This is a genomic window from Mesorhizobium sp. LNHC232B00 (assembly GCF_000502435.1).
Lineage (GTDB): Bacteria > Pseudomonadota > Alphaproteobacteria > Rhizobiales > Rhizobiaceae > Mesorhizobium > Mesorhizobium opportunistum.
Genome location: NZ_AYWP01000024.1, coordinates 59436 through 75276 on the forward strand (window position 1 = coordinate 59436; position 15841 = coordinate 75276).

Annotated in this window: 12 protein-coding genes; 4 read left to right on the plus strand and 8 right to left on the minus strand. The window is 60.5% G+C overall.

The features are described from left to right. Positions 1-206 precede the first annotated feature (206 nt). From X743_RS145135 to X743_RS145130, 3 genes are all read left to right on the plus strand, one after another. Complete coding sequence (locus X743_RS145135; protein ID WP_023767904.1) at positions 207-3329, plus strand: DEAD/DEAH box helicase; 3123 nt, start codon at positions 207-209, stop codon at positions 3327-3329. After that, positions 3238-3504, plus strand: coding sequence for a hypothetical protein (locus X743_RS1000000174010; protein ID WP_280801336.1), 267 nt, complete (start codon positions 3238-3240; stop codon positions 3502-3504). Before X743_RS145135 ends, X743_RS1000000174010 begins: the two co-directional genes overlap by 92 nt. 219 nt (positions 3505-3723) lie before the next feature. After that, on the plus strand, positions 3724-5712 hold the full coding sequence (locus tag X743_RS145130; protein ID WP_031258252.1) for an AI-2E family transporter: 1989 nt from the start codon (positions 3724-3726) through the stop codon (positions 5710-5712). A 76-nt stretch (positions 5713-5788) separates the two neighbouring features. On the opposite strand, the gene cyoD is transcribed toward X743_RS145130, so the two are convergent. From cyoD to X743_RS145110, 5 genes are all read right to left on the minus strand, one after another. Next, a complete protein-coding gene (cyoD, locus tag X743_RS145125; protein WP_023767906.1) occupies positions 5789-6199 on the minus strand; it encodes a cytochrome o ubiquinol oxidase subunit IV in 411 nt (136 codons plus the stop codon). Further along, a complete protein-coding gene (locus X743_RS145120) occupies positions 6196-6882 on the minus strand; it encodes a cytochrome (ubi)quinol oxidase subunit III (RefSeq protein WP_023767907.1) in 687 nt (228 codons plus the stop codon). Before X743_RS145120 ends, cyoD begins: the two co-directional genes overlap by 4 nt. Continuing rightward, positions 6879-8879, minus strand: a complete 2001-nt coding sequence (gene cyoB, locus X743_RS145115; RefSeq protein ID WP_032923370.1) for a cytochrome o ubiquinol oxidase subunit I — start codon at positions 8877-8879, stop codon at positions 6879-6881. Before cyoB ends, X743_RS145120 begins: the two co-directional genes overlap by 4 nt. Positions 8880-8881: 2 nt before the next feature. After that, complete coding sequence (cyoA, locus tag X743_RS01000000169355) at positions 8882-9907, minus strand: ubiquinol oxidase subunit II (protein WP_023767909.1); 1026 nt, start codon at positions 9905-9907, stop codon at positions 8882-8884. A 206-nt stretch (positions 9908-10113) separates the two neighbouring features. Continuing rightward, positions 10114-10983, minus strand: coding sequence for an MBL fold metallo-hydrolase (locus tag X743_RS145110; RefSeq protein ID WP_023767910.1), 870 nt, complete (start codon positions 10981-10983; stop codon positions 10114-10116). Positions 10984-11247: 264 nt separating this feature from the next. Here X743_RS145110 and X743_RS145105 point away from each other — a divergent pair, with 264 nt between their 5' ends. Continuing rightward, positions 11248-12417: a beta-glucosidase gene (locus X743_RS145105; RefSeq protein WP_023767911.1), complete on the plus strand. Its 1170-nt coding sequence runs from the start codon at positions 11248-11250 to the stop codon at positions 12415-12417. 51 nt (positions 12418-12468) lie between these two features. On the opposite strand, the gene X743_RS145100 is transcribed toward X743_RS145105, so the two are convergent. From X743_RS145100 to X743_RS145090, 3 genes are read right to left on the minus strand one after another with little or no spacing between them, the layout of a single operon-like run. Further along, complete coding sequence (locus X743_RS145100) at positions 12469-12990, minus strand: ferritin-like domain-containing protein (protein WP_023767912.1); 522 nt, start codon at positions 12988-12990, stop codon at positions 12469-12471. 33 nt (positions 12991-13023) lie between these two features. Then, the gene (gene glf / locus X743_RS145095) at positions 13024-14169 is read right to left on the minus strand and encodes a UDP-galactopyranose mutase (protein ID WP_023767913.1); all 1146 of its coding nucleotides are present in this window, start codon (positions 14167-14169) and stop codon (positions 13024-13026) included. Between the two features lie 2 nt (positions 14170-14171). Next, positions 14172-15344, minus strand: a complete 1173-nt coding sequence (locus X743_RS145090) for a glycosyltransferase (protein ID WP_031258255.1) — start codon at positions 15342-15344, stop codon at positions 14172-14174. Between the last annotated feature and the right edge of the window lie 497 nt (positions 15345-15841).

Here is a 15841-nt window from a genome sequence, read left to right on the forward strand (position 1 = left end):
CGTCTCTCATGGCAATCCCGCACCGTGGCCCGGTCCTAGGACACTTTTAATGCGTGCCACGGAACAGGGTGGCTCCGCTGGCGTTCTCCTGCGGGCAAGGTGAGATTTCAGTGAACAGGCATGTTTCGCGGACGGATGTCGGACAAATCGGTCACACGGATGATAACTGCTTCGCGACAGAGCGCGTCGTCCCGCCATCTTCGGCAATGGCGGCAGCGCTGGCCGGCGGGCTTGAGGCCAGTCCCGACAAGCACATCGTCCATATAGCTGCCTCGGAACACATCGCCGAGGAGATCGCCGGGGCTTTGCATCAGTTCCTCCCCCGCGCGGACATCATCTTCCTGCCGTCCTGGGATTGCTTGCCTTACGACAGGGTGTGGCCGACACGCGCCAATATGGGGCGGAGACTTTGCGCGTTGCGTGAGATCGCAACAGAGCCCGATCGCCCGCGCATCGCTGTAATGTCGATCGAAGCCAGCCTGCAACGGGTGCCGCCTGCTCCGGTCATTGCTGGCGGTTTCACGGTTCTGGAGGTGGGACAAAAGTTCGACCGGGACGGTTTCAGAATGAGATCCGAAGCAATTGGCTATGTTGTCGACGAAAGGGTTGATGAACCGGGTGAGATCGCTTTTCGGGGCGATGTGGTGGATATCTTTCCCGCTGGCGCGGATGGCCCCGTTCGCATCGTCGTCGGCCCGGACAGCTGCATTCGCGAACTCAAGACCTATGATCCAGTCAGTCAGCTCAGCGAACGGACGTGTCACTCGATTACCGTCGGACCGGCATCCGAGCTCATCTTTGAAGCCGGGGACCACCCCGCGTTGGCAGCCATGCGCACGACCTCGATGGAAGAACGCATAGTCGCCTTGTACGGCGATATGCCGTCTGTTTTCGATGCGGCGTCGAGCGCCTCGATCTCCTTTCTTGAAGAGGCCGACGGTCAGCCGCTCGGCAGGGTTCTGGCTCTGGTCGAGGATGCACGCCGTGCCAGACAGGTAGCTGCCGGACGGAAAGAACCTTTGCCTGAACATTTCTACCTGTCGCGAGACGAGTGGGATGCTGCTGTGCGTAGCCGCTGTTCCACAAGACTTTCCGTTTCTGCTGCCCCAGTTCCCAAATTCTTTCGCCGGGCCCGACCAGGGCATGAATTCGCGGAATTCGTCAAAAGACAGACGAGCACCGGGGCCAGTGTGGTGTTCACCGGCGATGCCTCCGAGTTGCAGCGAGCAGATCGGCTGCTCGATCGGAAGCTAGGTCGAAGGGCCGAGAAAGCCGCCGACTTGCCGCAGATCCTTTCGGCCGCGAGGGGCTCTCTTCTCAAGGCTGAATTCGTTCTCGACGAAGGGTTTGTCGACGCGCAATCCGATATAGCGGTGGTGACCGCGGCCGACCTGTTTGGTCCCGCTTTGAAGGCGAATGGGAGCGCGGCCGCAGGCATGCCCGAACCCGAGCTGCGCATCGGCGACGTCGTCGTCCACGAAGATCACGGCCTCGGCTTGCTCATGGCCGTCGAACAGGTCGACGTGGCCGGCCAAAGACAGGATGTCGTCAGGTTGGAATATGATGGCGGGGCTTCCTTGCTGGTTCCGGTCGATGAGTTTGAGCGAACATGGCGCTACGGCTCGGAACCGGAGGCAGTGTCGCTCGATCGCCTCAACGGCGAGGGCTGGCCCAAGCGACGCGAAGCTGCGTTGCGCGAGATCGATAGGCTGGCCAAGCGCCTGGTAGGCCTCGCAAAGGTCAGGTCCAGCCAGTCTGCCGAGATCATGAAGCCCTCCCGCGCGGACTTGGCCCGTTTTGCGGCGAAATTCCCCTACACCGAGACTCCCGACCAGGCTGTCGCCATCCGCGCTGTGCTCGACGATCTTGCGTCGGGAAGAACAATGAACCGGCTCGTCTGCGGCGACGTCGGTTTCGGCAAGACGGAAGTTGCCCTGCGTGCTTGCGCGGCAGCCGCTCTCTGCGGAAAACAGGTTGCGGTCGCAGCGCCGACAACTGTGTTGGCGCGCCAGCATTACGAGACGTTCAGCCGCCGCTTTGCGGGAACGGGGCTCAAGGTCGCTCACCTTTCAAGAATGGTCGGGGCGGCCGAGGCAAGAGCGGCAAAAGAGGGCCTGCGGAGCGGCCATGTTGCGATCGTTGTGGGCACCCAAGCCTTGGCGTCCAAGAGCGTCACCTTCGCCGATCTCGGACTGATGGTGATCGACGAGGAGCACCGTTTCGGTGTCAAGATGAAGCAGGCCCTGCGGAACAGGGCGCCCTGCCTTCATACGCTGAGCATGAGCGCCACGCCGATACCCCGGACGCTGCAATCGGCGTTGTCGGGTATCCAGGATGTCAGCGTCCTAAACTCTCCGCCCGCCAAACGGCGCCCCGTCCGCACGATCTTGGCGGCGTTCGATCCGGCATCGGTGCGCGCGGCCCTTTTGCGTGAATTTCAAAGGGGTGGACAGAGCTTCTTCGTGGTCCCGCGCATCGAGGAGATTGCCAGGGTCCGCGACCAGCTAAACAGACTGGCGCCGGAACTCGAGGTCAAGACGGCGCATGGCGAAATGAAAGGGAGACAGCTGGACGAAATCATGGTCGGTTTCGCCAACGGCGATGGCGACATCTTGTTGAGCACCGACATCATCGAAAGCGGGCTCGATGTTCCACGGGCTAACACAATCATCGTGTGGCGAGCGGATCGGTTCGGTCTGGCACAGTTACACCAGCTTCGCGGCCGGGTCGGTAGAGGAGCGGTGCAGGCCATTGCGTTTCTTCTGACCGAGCCTGGCGTTGAACTGGCCGACAGCACCAGGGCCCGACTTTCGACGATGCTTGCGCTCGATCGGCTTGGCTCCGGCCTGGCGATCAGTCAAAGGGACCTTGACCTGCGCGGGGCCGGAGATCTCTTCGGCGAAGATCAGGCTGGACATATGAAGCTGATCGGTGCGGGCCTCTATGCGCATCTGCTGGAGCGGGCGGTTTCGGCGGCTGGAAGAAGACCCGGCCCTGACAGGCAACTTGCCGACATCGCTGGCCTGGAAAAAGGGGCTTTTCCCGAGACCTATGTCAACGAGCCGACGGTGCGTGTTGGCCTCTATGCGCGGCTCTCTCGTATGCGTTCGGAGTCGGACCTCGACGCGTTCAGCGAAGAGCTCGAGGACCGCTTTGGAGACATGCCCGGCGAAGTAGCCGNGTTCGGAGTCGGACCTCGACGCGTTCAGCGAAGAGCTCGAGGACCGCTTTGGAGACATGCCCGGCGAAGTAGCCGTTTTGCTGGAGCTTACCAGGTTGCGAATAGCAGCGTCGGAACTGGGTGTGGCCAAAGTCGATGTGGGTCCTGAAGCCATCGCGATCACCTTGCGCAACAAGCCGGTGGCGTCCCAACAGGGCAATAGAAAGGGATTGGAATACCGAAACGGCCGCTTGATTTTCAGGCCGACCCAGTCCCGCGTGTCAGACACCGCAGCAGTTCGCATGGCACTTGACGCCATGCGCGCCGCCAGTCGAGTGACATGATTGATTGAATCTGCAGCGACTGTCGAGCGCGCAATATCACCCCCGCAACTGTTGCGGCGTGCGTGGGAATTCGGCCCGATCCAAGGCGCCTCGCGACGGCGCCGCGCATGGAGGATTCGCTCGGATTACCGGCTCCAGCGGGACTCCCCTCGAGCTTGCAGCACAAGTTGCGCTCCGCCTGAATATGTCTGATCATGCGAAGTTGGGCAGGAGAATTGGATGGCGACAAGTCGGCTAAACGGCGCGCAACCCTCTGTTCCTCTGTTGAGGGACATCAACACAGGGATCACGGCACACCCGCGCACTGCTTTGCCCACGGTGGCGACTGTCGTGACAGTCGTTGCCGCCTTGTATTTCGGTCGCGAGGTGTTCCTTCCCATCGCCATCGCGCTTCTGCTGACCTTCGCGCTTGCGCCCGTGGTTTCCGCGCTCAGACGGATCGGCATTCCCCGCCTTGCGGCCGTCATCTCCAGCGTGCTTGGCACCTTCTCGGCGCTCGCCCTGTTCTCCTTCGTCGTCGTTACGCAAGTCGGCGAGCTGGCACAGAATGTTTCGCTTTATCAGGCGAATATCCTGACCAAGGTCAGGTCCCTTAAAGAAACTGGCGTCGGCGGCGGTATCATCGCCAGGTTGACCGGGGTGATCGAGCGCGTCGGCCAGGAGATCAACAAACAGCCCTCGCAGCCAGCAGCCAGCCAGCCTCAACGCGAACCGGTACCCGTTGAGATCGTATCGCGCGAAAGGCCGCTCGAAATCCTGCAAAAACTGATCGCCCCGCTTATCAGTCCGCTGGCGTCGGCGGGGCTCATAATCGTCGTCGTTATTTTCATGCTGCTCGAGCGCGAGGATCTTCGCGATCGGTTCATAAGGTTGGTCGGCTACGGCGACCTTCACAGAACCACCGAAGCGCTACAGGACGCCGGCAAGCGGCTCGGCCGCTATCTGCTCATGCAACTGGTCGTGAACATCTTGTATGCCGTTCCCATCTCGATCGGGTTATGGGTCCTTGGGATCCCCAATGCACTGCTGTGGGGGTTGCTGGCGTTAGCGCTGCGCTTCGTTCCCTATATTGGTCCTATCATCGGTGCACTGCTGCCCTTGTTCCTTGCTCTGGCCGTGGCTCCCGGATGGTCGCTCGTACTATGGACAGCCGCGCTGTTCGTGATCATGGAAATAATAACTGGCAACGTAATCGAACCTTGGCTCTACGGATCCCGTACAGGGCTCTCTCCCTTGGCCGTCATCGTAGCCGCGATTTTCTGGACGTGGCTGTGGGGACCTCTTGGCCTGGTTTTGTCTACTCCGCTCACTGTCTGTCTCGTTGTACTGGGCAGGCATGTGGCCCAGTTCGAGTTCCTTGACGTTCTGTTTGGCAACGAACCGGTGCTCGAGCCACATGCCCGGCTGTATCAGCGGCTGCTGGCCGGCGATCCAGATGAAGCCACGGACCACGCCGAGGAAATTCTAGAGGAACAATATCTGTTCGAGTTCTACGGCAAGGTCGCGGTTCCCGCCCTGCTGCTCGGAGAACAAGACCGGGTCAGGGGCGTGATGGATGATCACCAACTGCGGCAGCTGGCTGCCAGCGCCCAGATATTGGTGGCGAATCTTGACGACAGCGCTCAGGAGGAAGCGGAGGAGGACGATCTCGCCGCCGGTGATGCGTCTGGTTCGGACAAGGAGAAGGCAATCGATGCGGAAGTGGGACAGGACATCGATCTCCCGGACGGCACCGGCCTGGCCGTAGTTTGTGCCGGCGGACGCGGCGAACTCGACGACGCGGCGGCGGCGATGCTTGGGCAGGTGTTGCTGACCCAAGGCGCGGTCACGTCAAAGGCCAGTTTTGCAGAGCTGCTTCCGGCTAGCATTCGCCGGCTGCAGCTGGATGGGCTGAACACTGTCGTGATCGGGTTCTTGAACCGCAACTCCGTCAAACATGCGCGGTTTATGGTGCGGCGCATAAAACGCATCAATCCAGCGATACGGGTGGGCGTTGTGTTCTGGGGAGGAAACGGCGAGGACCATGGAGAGACGACCGGTAAATTAGCCAACGCCATCAATGCGGACTTCGTCGCGCTCGACATGGTGAGCGCGGTGACGGGGGCGCTATCGAGGGATCTGCCGGTTGCGCTGAGCACCGTTGCCAAGCGGCGCGTTCGCCGCAAGTCACCGGCGCGCAGGAAAGAGACCCTTGTGTCGGCCAAATGAGCTGGAAGAGAGCGCTCGTTTGGCCTGTTGAATTCCGGTAGATGAGCTCCGGTGCTCGGGCGGGGGTGCTGCTCGCTCAAGGCATCTTTCCGGCTTGATGGGCCGTCATGGCAGCCATGTTCTCATTCAGGTGGGCCATGATCCAGACCGAGCCCAGAACCACCAGCGCCACGATCAGCACGCCGAAGGCGAGGGCCAGGATGTTGTTGGTGTTGTCCGGCCCGGTGGTCAGGTGCAGAAAGAAAACGAGATGCACACCCATCTGCGCGACAGCGAGCACCACCAGGGCCGAGATCACCGCCGGCTGGTATATCAGGTTCGTTTGCGCCGCCATGAATGCGGCAATCGTCAGCAGGATGGCGAGGCCGAAGCCGAGCAGGTAGCCCAAAAGCCCCCCAGCCATTTCGTGCTCTGTGATACGTTCCTCGCCCGGTGCTGAATCGCGGCGGTCCTGTATTTCGCCGGGCCTGCTCTCAGTCTCGGTCATGGCGATACTCCCAGCAGATAGACCAGGGTGAAGATGGCAACCCAGATGATGTCGAGTGCGTGCCAGAAAAGGCCGAAGCAATGGAGCCGTCGCAAAGTGTCCGGCCGAAAGCCCTTTACCCATAGCTGCGCCATCATTGTGCCTAGCCAGAGCAGGCCAAGTCCGACGTGGGTCCCGTGGCAGCCTACGAGCGCGAAGAAGGCTGAAAGAAATGCGCTGCGCGAGGGGCCTGCCTGCTCGGCGATCATTGCCGCGAACTCCTGCACCTCCAGGAACAGGAAGGCTGCCCCGAGCAACCCGGTGACGAGAAGCCAAAACTGCGTGGCAGCGATCGATCTGCGGTGGGTCGCGAGCGTTGCCAGGCCACCGGTGAAGCTCGACGTGAGCAGGAGACCCGTCTGCACGGCAACGCGGGTGGGCTCGAACAATTCCTTGCCGGTGGGTCCGCCGGCGGTCGCCTTGGCGAGGACGGCATAGGCGGCGAAGAAGGCTGAGAAGATGATGATGTCCGACAGGAGAAAGATCCAGAACCCGTAGGCCACGGTGACGAACTTGGAGGCTGGGCCGCCCTCTCCGTGGCCTGTCGCGGATCGCGCGCCATGCCGATCGGCGCGATCAAGCCGGTAGGGGTCGCGTGTCCGGGTGCCGGCGGTGATGACGCTGGAGAATGCGTGATCGCTCATGCCGGCCGCTCCCAGCGCCGCAGCCAGGCCGACTGCGAGGCCTCGCGGTCATGGTCGATGCGCGCGACCTCGTCGGCGGCGATCTCGTAGTCCCCATGATCGCGCCAGGCGAAGACGACGAAGGTGATGTAGGCGCCGATGAAGCCGACGATCGCCACCCACCATATGTGCCAGATCAGCGCGAAGCCGATCAGCGTGCCGAAGAAGGCGGTGACGAAGCCTGTCGGGCTGTTGCGCGGCATCTCGATAGGCTCGTATTCCTTTTCCTCGGCTGCGTTCTGCTCGATCCCTCGTTGCTTGATGCGCCAGTAGGGCTCTTCATCCTCGACGTGAGGCAGCCGCGCATAGTTGAAGACGGGGGGAGGCGATGATGTCGACCATTCCAGCGAACGCCCATCCCACGGGTCGCCGGTCTGATCGCGGAGTTCGTCGCGATGCCGGATCGAAACGAGAAGCTGTGCGATCTGCAGTGCGGCGCCGGCGATCATCACCAGCACGCCGAATGCGGCCACCACCAGCCATGGCGCCCAAAGATCCATGTCGATATGTTGCAGGCGCCGCGTCATGCCGAGCAGACCGACGATATAGAGCGGTACGAAGACCAGCATGTAGCCGGCCAAGGTGACCCAAAATGCCGCCTTTCCCCAGCCTTCGTGCAAGCGGAAGCCGAACGCCTTGGGAAACCAGTAGGTGAAGCCGGCGAACGCGCCGAACAGCACGCCCGAAATGATGACGTTGTGGAAATGTGCGACGAGGAAAAGTGAATTGTGCAGCACGAAGTCGGCCGGCGGGACGGCAAGCAGAACGCCAGTCATGCCCCCGACGGTAAAGGTGGTCACGAAAGCGAGCGCCCAAAGCATCGGCGTGTCGAAGCGAACGCGCCCGCCATACATTGTGAAGAGCCAGTTATAGATCTTCACGCCGGTGCCGACCGCGATGACCGACGTGGCAATACCGAAGGCTGCATTGACGTCCGCTCCGGCGCCCATGGTGAAGAAGTGATGCAGCCAGACCATGAACGAGACGATGCAGATGAACATCGTGGCCGCAACCATCGAACGGTATCCGAACAGCGGCTTTGACGAGAAAGTCGAGAAGATCTCGGAATAGATGCCGAAGGCGGGAAGCACCAGAATGTATACTTCGGGATGGCCCCAGGCCCAGATCAAGTTGACGAACATCATCTGATTTCCGCCGGCTTCATTGGTGAAGAAATGGAAGCCGAGATAGCGGTCCAGCGTCAGCATCGCCAGCGTGGCGGTGAGGATCGGGAAGGCCGCGACAATGAGCAGGTTGGATGCGAGCGAGGTCCAGCAGAACATCGGCATTCGCAGATAGCCCATTCCGGGCGCGCGCATCTTGAGGATAGTCGTCACCAGGTTGACGCCGGTAAGCAGCGTTCCGACACCGGAGATCTGGATCGACCACAGATAGTAATCGACGCCGACACCCGGTGAGTAGGTGGTTTCCGACAACGGAGCATAGGGCAGCCAGCCGGTGCGCGCGAATTCGCCGACGACAAGCGAGATGTTGACCAGCAGGGCTCCGGAAGCCGTCAGCCAGAAGCTGACGGAATTGAGCGTCGGAAAAGCGACATCGCGTATGCCAAGCTGCAGCGGTACAACGAAATTCATCAGGCCGATCATGAAAGGCATCGCCGCGAAGAAGATCATGATCGTGCCGTGTGCGGAAAAGATCTGGTCGTAATGCTCCGGCGGCAGGTAGCCCGGTCCGTGGATCGCCAGCACCTGTTGTGTGCGCATCATGATGGCATCGACGAAGCCACGCAGAAGCATGAGCATCGCCAGCACAATGTACATCACGCCGATGCGCTTGTGGTCGACGGAGGTTATCCACTCGCTCCACAAATAGGGCCAGTAGCCCTTCACCGTAATCCAGCCAAGCACGGCGGCTGCTGCCAGAAAGACGCCGAGCGCTGCACCGAGCGGGATGGGTTGATCAAAAGGAATGGCCGACCAGTCGAGCTTGCCCAGCATCGTCATTCTTCCCCTTTTGCCTGTGGACTATACGCCATCGGTGGCGCCGCCGCCGCGGCTCTTGCCTTTGGACTCACCTGTGGCTCGCCGCTGGACGCGCTTTCAGAAGGTCCCGGACCCGGCGGCAGTGTCTGCTGAACAACTGCGTCGAACAGCCCAGGCTGCACATGGCCGAACGCGGCCGGCGGCACGTTTGTGCTTTGCCGGGCGAGCTCACGATACGCATTGGCGTTGAGCACGCCGCCGCCGCCGCGCAGCGACGAGGCCCAGCGGGCAAAGGCATCAGCTGAAACCGCGCTCACCTTGAAGTTCATATCCGAGAAGCCGTCGCCGCTGAAGTGCGCCGACTGACCGAAATAGCTGCCTTCGCGGTCGGCCTGCAGATGCAACTCGGTCTGCATGCCGTTCATAACGTAAATCATGCTACCAAGCTGGGGCACGAAGAACGTGTTCATCACGCTGGCCGAGGTCAGCTTGAAACGCACCGGAACGCCGGCCGGGATGACCAGTTGGTTGACCGCGCCCACACCCTGCTCGGGATAGAGAAACAGCCATTTCCAGTCGAGCGCCACCACTTCAATGTCGAGCGGTGGCGGCGCGGAAGGGATCGGTTTGCGCGGATCGAGCTGGTACGATCCGTAGTAGATCAGCCCGCCAAGAAAGAGGATGGTGAGCGTCGGGATCGACCAGACGATCAACTCGATGCGCCCCGAATAGGTGAACTCCGGATCATAGCGGGCGTTGCTGTTCGAGGCGCGGAATTTCCATGCGAAGGCTAGGAGCGCAACAACCGTCGGTATAACGATCACCAGCATCACCGCCAGTGAGTTCAAGAGGATCGTGCGGTTGCCCCAGCCAACGGGCCCTTGCGGGTCGAGCACACCGCCCGCGCAACCGGGCAAGACTGCGATTGCCGGGATCCAGAGCAGTGCGTTCGCCAACTTGGCGCTGGATGGCAACAACACCGGCTTCGCCTTGAACCCTGGAGGGGACGCGTCATAAGGGCACGCGTTCATCGCGTTTTCCATCTGAAGGCTTACCTTGACGCAGAACTTCGATGCACTTCGCCGCCGCGAACGGACGTCCTAACTGGCGCCGCCTTGGTTTGTTCCCGACGCGCCCGCGCATGGTTGTCGGTCGCGGTCGCAGTGTGGGGGTTCTGGATGCCGTCGATTTCGCCCCGCGCTGGATTATCGGAGCAGCCGCGGAATACTGTCGTTCGTACAGACCGAACTCAACTATTTGGGACCGTCGCTGGCTCGCGCACGAATTTCAGTTTGGGCGGGACGGCGAACTCCCTGAACCGCTCAGCCAGGCTGTCGAGAGCTTGACGCATGCCCGCTCCCGCAGCAGCCGCGCCGTGTCCACTGATGACCATCCGCGGCTTTAGCGCAGCCAGTTGCTTAACGGATCTTTCAGCCGCTTCCCAGTCCGGCGTGAAGTAGCGCGGCGGGCCATGCATCTCGAGATCCTGGACAGCAACCTCATAGACGGACTCCTGGCCGGTGGTGATGAACGCGTCCCCCACGATCAGCGAGCCGTCTTCCTCGCGCCAGAGCGAGATGTGCCCAGAAGCGTGCCCGGGTGTATGCAGCCATTGCCATCCGGGCATTCCGGGGATCGATCCGTCGCCCGGCAAGATCTCCAAACGGCTGCCAAGATCGATCGGCCCGCGTGGAAAAAGCGGTGAAAGCAGGGCCATCAGTCCACCCCCGACCCACGGATCCGGCGGCGGATAGGATGTTGTCCCGTCCAAGTATGGACGCTCAAGCGGGTGCGCGAAGACAGGCACGTCCCACTTATTGGCAAGCTCCAGAACCGTTCCCACATAGTCGAAATGGCCGTGGGTCAGGATAATTGCGGCTGGCCGTGCGTTCGTGCCAAACCGCTTTTCCGCGACCGCGAGAATGCTGCTGCGCGACGTCGGCAACCCCGTGTCGATCAGCACCCAGTTCCGATCACCGCCGCCTGGCGCGCCGAAGAACACGACATTGACGATTGCCAGCCGCAAATAGCCCAAATCCGGTGCGATGCTCCAAGCGCCATCGCCACGATCCTCGCGTCTGGCGTGGTCGATCTCGAAAAGTCGAATCTGAACGGTCATGTGATCCCGTGCCTCTGTTGTTGCTGAGCAACCGCTCGGGTTGGTCGGCGGCCGTGTACATCGCCCGAACTTGGCGCAGGCCTCCTTGTTCCTCATTCGCAACCCAGCTCCCGGCATCACCACAGGAACAAAGCCTTGACCAATCGGTTCGGCATTACCCGGTCAGGCAAGGGCGAGGGGATGAGGGTATGCCGGACTGAGCAACGCCACCCCGTCCCGGTCCGACCAAGGCGGTTGGAGCCGACTGCCCGAAGGAGACTTCGAATGAGCGATACGGGACGCAGGCACGAGCACCAGGCGGAGGCTTCGGATACGGAAGTTTCGCGGTTCGCCAGTTTTTTCATGGCGGGCTTTGAGTGCTCCTCGCACCGACGCAAGGACGGCGTTCGCCTCGACCTTATCCGTGCGACCTCGCATAATCTGCACGCCCTAGGCGACTACCGCGGCTGCGCCGAACTCGGCCTTCGCACCATTCGCGACGGGCTGCGGTGGCATCTGATCGAAACCGCTCCCGGGACCTATGACTGGTCAAGTTGGGCACCGATGGTCGAGGCCGCCCGGTTGGCAGGTGTCCAAGTCATCTGGGACATCTTCCACTACGGATCTCCAGACCATGTCGACCAGGGATCGACGGATTTCGTCGATGCCTATGCCTCGTTCGCGGCAGAAGCCGTGAGAGTGCACCGTTCGATCGCCGGAACACCGCCTCTGTTTTGCCCGATCAACGAGATCTCCTTTTTCGCATGGGCCGTTGAAGTCGGTTATTTCCCGCGCGTGGGGCCGGAAGAACGGGGATGGTTCAAGCGGCATCTCGTGAAGGCTGCCATCGCGGGCGTGCGTGCAATGCGGGAGATCGACCCCGCCTGCAGATTTGTCTGGGCCGAGCCGCTTATCCATATCGCTCCTCGCGACGGGACCCGCGGCGAACGGCGTCGGGCCGAAAACGCCCGTCAGGGGCAGTTCGAAGCTTACGACATGTTGCTGGGCCACGTCGAACCCGAGTTGGGCGGGAGCGAAGATGTTGTCGATGTCGTGGGCCTGAATTTTTACCCGCACAATCAATGGTACCTGAACGGGCCGACGATACCGATGGGACATCATGAGTACCGCGCTTTGTCGGAAATGTTGCTCGAAGTCGCTCATCGGTACGGTAAGCCGATGTTCATTGCGGAGACCGGTTCCGAGGGATCCGGCGGGCCGGCTTGGCTCCACTATGTCTGCGACGAGGTGCGCGCCGCCATGAGTTCGGAAGCGCCGATCGAGGGCATTTGCCTGTACCCGATAACAGCCTACCCCGGCTGGGACAATTCGCGACATGCGGAGGTAGGGCTGTTTTCGGTCATTCAAGCCGATGGCATGCGACGCCTCCGTCAGCCCATCGCGGACGAACTGGTCCGTCAGCGAAATCTCTTCACCGCGAAAGGGACGGACTGAGGGTGCGGTCCGGGGCAGGGCGTCTGTCATGGACGCCCGCGCCCCATTGGATCAGCTCTTTGCGGTTTCCCCGGCCTCGCGCAACTTGGCATAGCGCAAGGTGACATCGCTCAGGTTTTCCTTCAGCCAATTGGCCATGGCTTCCTCTTCGCTCAGATTCTGCTTGAGAACCCTTTCGGCGTCCTGAAAACCACCGGCCTCGGCCAGCACCAATAGCGAATTGTAAGCGGCGATCTCGTAGTTTTCGAATGCGAAATTCGCCAGGCTGTTCTTGATGATCTCGTCGCCGGCCATGGAATGTCCCATGGCGGCCATGCTGCCAACCATCGACAACGCCGTATCCTTGAGAGTGGAGTGCTCTTCGTCGAGACCGTCCAGGACGGCCTCAAGTCGCGCGATCTGGCCTTCGGTTTCCTGAATGTGCCGACGCAAACGATCGGCCACCTCTGGATAATTCTCAATACGCTCGACTTGGGGTTTCATTATCGATAACGCCTGGTTTTCCATGGCGTGGGCGTTGCGCAAACCAACAACGAATATCTCACGGCTTTCTGAATCGAAGTTTGTGTCCATCGTAGTTCTCCTTTTGATTTTGCGACCCCGAGCTTAGGTCCTGTATGCGGGGGAGCTTACCGCCAGCTCCGCCATTGGCGGACCCGGGACGCTCTTCTGGATGCGGGAGAAAGCAGCCAAGGCCTGCCCGACCACCTGGTCCATGTTGTAATAGCGGTATGTTGCCAGGCGACCGACAAACCACACGTCGGGACAGGTTGCGGAGCGCGCTTCATAAAGCTTGTAGAGCGCTTCGTTTTCGGCCCGCGGCACCGGATAGTATGGGTCCCCGATGTCGCTGGGATATTCGTAGGTCAGGCTGGTCCGCGAGCTCTGCTGGCCGGTAAGATGTTTGTATTCCGTGATGCGTGTGTAATCTTCCGTCTGGGGATAATTGACGACGGCGACCGGCTGAAACTGTTCGCGGTCCAGCGTAACGTGCTCGAAACGAAGCGAGCGATAGGGGAGGTGCCCAAGCTGCCAGCCGAAATATTCATCGATCGGGCCGGTATAAACCAGGCGCCTGAATGGTATCTTCTCACGAATTTCGCGGAAATCGGTCTGGAGCAGGATCTTGATATTCGGATGATCGAGCATGCGTTCGAACATCCGTGTGTACCCGCCAGCCGGCATTTTTTGGAAGCTGTCGTTGAAATAGCGATCGTCGCGATTGGTTCGGGTCGGCACTCGTGCTGTCACCGATTTGCTCAATTGACTGGGATCGACGCCCCATTGCTTCCTTGTGTAGCCACGGAAGAACTTCTCATAGAGCTCTCGTCCCACGGTACTGACGACGACGTCCTCGGCCGTGCGAACGTCCTCTACCGTCTCGCGTCGTGACGCAAAGAAATCTTCCAGCTGCGTCGAGGTTAGGTTGAGCCCATAAAGGCGGTTGATCGTGTCGAGATTGATCGGGATGGGAACCAGTTTCCCGTCCACCGCCGCCAGCACCCTATGCTCGTACGGCCGCCATTCGGTGAACTGCGACAGGTACTCCACGATCGCCTGGCTGTTGGTGTGGAAGATATGCGGCCCGTAGCGATGGATGAGGATGCCGGCTTCATTGTAGCAATCATAGGCGTTGCCGCCGATATGGCCGCGGCGGTCGACCAGGAGCACGCTCTCATGACGCTGCGAAGCTATCCTTTCGGCAAGCACGCTGCCGGCAAACCCTGCGCCGACGATCAGCCAATCGAACATGGCTATGCGCTCCTGCGAAGGGGGACGACCTTCTTGCCTTGATGGGCACGCTCAATGTGAGCTGCCATGGCATTCCATGTTTTCTCCCAGGACATGTTCGCGAGATAGGCGTCGACTTGCGGCCAGAGGGTTTGATGCGGTCGCGAAAGAACGGAGCGCAGCTTGATTTCCAGATCGTCACCATCGGCGATTTCCACCAGGCCGGCGGCACCGTAGCTGCGCACCACATCCACGATTGCCGTCGAGACGACCGGCAGGCCCGCGGCCAGGAACTCCGGCGTCTTGGTCGGGCTGATGAAACGGGTCGCTTCGTTGAGCGCAAACGGCATCCACCCGGCATCCCAATGGCGCAAATAATCGGGTAGCTCGCAATAGGGCTTCGCACCCAACCAGTGCAGATTTTCGGCTTGCGGCAGGCTTGAAGGATCAATCTTGACCACGGGGCCGAGCATCACGAAATGGACGTCGGGCATGGTCTTTGCCGCCAGCGCCACGAGACGAACGTCCAGTCTCTCGTCGATGACGCCGAAATATCCCACCCTCGGGTGGGGAATGTCGGCCTGATCGGCTGGGTCCTTTCCCGGCTTCCTCGCCCTGTGGAAGTGCTGCACATCGATGCCGCTCGGGAAGGGGTAGATCTCATGATGCAAGCGGCGCTTGGTCTCGAACAGGCTCAGGCCGCCGGTGAAGACGAGATCGGCGCGGCGCAGAAGGGCCTTTTCCATCTGCCCCAGTTCTGGCGGCGCATTCTTGAACGCGGAGAGTTCGTCCATGCAGTCATAGACGTATATGTCTGCGTCGAGATACTCCGTGAAGCGAAGAGCCATCGGGGTGTAGTACCAAGCGATCAAGCGACTATGCGGCATGGCAGCGATTGCCTGCTGAACAAATCTCCGCTGGACGGCATCTGCTTTCGTGGGCGACGTGCCGAGCGGGAGCACCGGTGTCACAATCAGAATGTTTGACGACGGCTCGCTCGTCCGCATAAGCGGATGTGTCAGGTCTTCGAAAACAGGTTCTTCAAAGTAGACCACTCGCTGCTGCTTGGACGCGAGAGTGAGAATATGCTGTGGGCGTTGATGAACAAAATTCCATCGAAGGTGTGAGAAGCAAACCAATAGATTTTCGCGACGGGGGTATTTACTTCTGGCCACCCTGCCCAAGGCTGCTTCCATTGACATATTCCTTTTTATAGACGCTAATTTATTTTACGACTAACATTTGTTAATCGCGGGTGAAGGAGAACTAAACTTCGATTCAAGCTTCTAACTTTCGATCGGGTGAGTTGTTCCAAGGTGAAATGGAGAGGCTCAGCCCATCCGTTGGTCGACGAGCGCGAAGCTCAAATTGCCGCGTCGGGAATGGCTGTCGGCGCTTGCTTGCCATTGAAAGCGCGGTCGACCAGAGGAATGCGGTGGAGAGCGGCATTGCCGCATTTGCGCTGAACTCGTTGGTTATAAAGTGCGCGAGACATCAAATTGATTCGCCTGCATCGCTGCGCGGGTCCGAGTGCTAGGGCGAATTCCCGGGGCTGACATGAAGATCGATTTTGAAACCAACGTTTTCCCGCTGTTTCATCCGCAAAGCGTGGATGATCTCAAGGACCCGTGCCCTGTCTTCGATGGCAGTGTGTGGCACGTCTTCGGTTCAAGCGGCACGGTCACCACCGAGA

Excerpts from the sequence above, each read along its gene's own strand:
- X743_RS1000000174010 (WP_280801336.1), top strand. The coding sequence starts at position 3,238 with ATGCCCGGCGAAGTAGCCGTTTTGCTGGAGCTTACCAGGTTGCGAATA.
- X743_RS145130 (WP_031258252.1), top strand. The coding sequence starts at position 3,724 with ATGGCGACAAGTCGGCTAAACGGCGCGCAACCCTCTGTTCCTCTGTTG.
- cyoD (WP_023767906.1), bottom strand. The coding sequence starts at position 6,199 with ATGACCGAGACTGAGAGCAGGCCCGGCGAAATACAGGACCGCCGCGAT.
- X743_RS145120 (WP_023767907.1), bottom strand. The coding sequence starts at position 6,882 with ATGAGCGATCACGCATTCTCCAGCGTCATCACCGCCGGCACCCGGACA.
- cyoB (WP_032923370.1), bottom strand. The coding sequence starts at position 8,879 with ATGCTGGGCAAGCTCGACTGGTCGGCCATTCCTTTTGATCAACCCATC.
- cyoA (WP_023767909.1), bottom strand. The coding sequence starts at position 9,907 with ATGGAAAACGCGATGAACGCGTGCCCTTATGACGCGTCCCCTCCAGGG.
- X743_RS145110 (WP_023767910.1), bottom strand. The coding sequence starts at position 10,983 with ATGACCGTTCAGATTCGACTTTTCGAGATCGACCACGCCAGACGCGAG.
- X743_RS145105 (WP_023767911.1), top strand. The coding sequence starts at position 11,248 with ATGAGCGATACGGGACGCAGGCACGAGCACCAGGCGGAGGCTTCGGAT.
- X743_RS145100 (WP_023767912.1), bottom strand. The coding sequence starts at position 12,990 with ATGGACACAAACTTCGATTCAGAAAGCCGTGAGATATTCGTTGTTGGT.
- glf (WP_023767913.1), bottom strand. The coding sequence starts at position 14,169 with ATGTTCGATTGGCTGATCGTCGGCGCAGGGTTTGCCGGCAGCGTGCTT.
- X743_RS145090 (WP_031258255.1), bottom strand. The coding sequence starts at position 15,344 with ATGGAAGCAGCCTTGGGCAGGGTGGCCAGAAGTAAATACCCCCGTCGC.